At 29.2% G+C, this 971-nt stretch carries 1 protein-coding gene; it reads right to left on the bottom strand.

All coding sequences use genetic code 11. From position 1 onward, the window contains the following. Positions 1-31: 31 nt before the first annotated feature. Complete coding sequence (locus tag IU405_RS00955) at positions 32-763, bottom strand: ATP-grasp domain-containing protein (RefSeq protein WP_231749436.1); 732 nt, start codon at positions 761-763, stop codon at positions 32-34. Between the last annotated feature and the right edge of the window lie 208 nt (positions 764-971).

Below are 971 nucleotides of genomic sequence, written 5' to 3'. Positions count from 1 at the left end.
ATTCTAACCTCTATGTGTAAAGGAAAGTTTTTTAAGTCAGCTTTTTTCCTATAGGTTTTAAAAACGCCTCAACGCTCTCTTTGTACTTGCGAATTATGCTATGAGAGGTATAGTAAACCCTATCACTTACATCAGTACTTGAGGAAAACATATGATGCAGGATGTTAAGAATGACCACTTCTCCATCTTTATCAAAATAGGCATCTATAGCAAATTCTTCTCCTTCTATGTATTCTTCTATAATAAAAGTAGATGCATCCATTACTTCCTTAGGATACATACTTTTTAAATTTTCATAGTTTAATTCATTTTGAGCAATATGCCAGTCAGACTTGTTACGAATAATATGAACTCCAATACTAAAGAAACCTAAGGAAGGCTTAATGACAAATGGCAGTTTTACTTCATCAATATCTATGGTTTGGATATCATCAATTTTAATTTCTCTAAACAGGAAATCAGGAAACATAGCTCTAGTTAGTTCTCTGAAATTAAGTTTGTCCTTAAATAATCTTATTTGGCCAGGTAGTTTGGTTTCTTTTAGATTGTTAAAAATCCATGTTAATGAGTTCTCGGAATTTGTATAAACTAGAGGATTGGGGGTTTTTAAAAGTTTATTTTTCGCATCAAATTCAGAAATCCAGTTCATAGAATCATCATTAACCAATGATTTTGCCTCTTTTGTAGCAATAATTTCAAAATTATTTTCTTTAATCGTTTTAATGAGAAAATCTGAAATATATGGGTGGTCTATAAGTATCATTTTTATGTATTGTATTAATATGTGGCTACTGTTTAAAATTGAATTACGCTGATACAATCTTTTTTTAACAATTCAATATCAAATTTTTCTTTAAACTTTAATTTGAAATCTGCTTAAGCATTCTCATAAACTAAAAAAGCGTTTAACTCTTTTACAACTTCAAAATTTAGATAAAGTGTTACTTAGAGGGTCGTTATTTGGGTGATTT

The sequence above is a fragment of the Polaribacter sp. BAL334 genome (genome assembly GCF_015767435.1).
In the GTDB taxonomy this organism is placed as follows: Bacteria; Bacteroidota; Bacteroidia; order Flavobacteriales; family Flavobacteriaceae; genus Polaribacter.
This window is presented reverse-complemented; position numbering and strand designations above follow the sequence as displayed.